We start from the raw sequence: 260 nt of genomic DNA on the forward strand, positions 1-260 counted from the left end.
CGCGTACGCGCGCGTGGGCGTGGTCCGCGTACGCGCGCGTGGGCGGGCGTTACCAATCCCGACCCGAGCGGCCCCTCTTGGTGTCGCCGCGCTGCTTCTTCTCACGCAGGCGGCGTTCGTTGACGCCGCGCGGAATGCGGGTCGGGCGGCGCGGCTTCGGCGGCGGGGCGGTCGCCTCGGCGAGGAGCGCGGCCAGTCGTACGGCCGCGGCCTCGCGGTTCCGCCACTGCGAGCGGTGCTCGGCGGCCCGTACCGACACG

At 76.9% G+C, this 260-nt stretch carries 1 pseudogene; it reads right to left on the bottom strand.

Annotated features, from left to right (window positions below):
• Positions 1-49 precede the first annotated feature (49 nt).
• Positions 50-260: pseudogene (locus AOK16_RS25475) on the bottom strand (aminoacyl-tRNA hydrolase); the annotation flags it as partial.

The organism is Streptomyces pathocidini, from assembly GCF_001418495.1.
GTDB lineage: Bacteria > Actinomycetota > Actinomycetes > Streptomycetales > Streptomycetaceae > Streptomyces > Streptomyces pathocidini.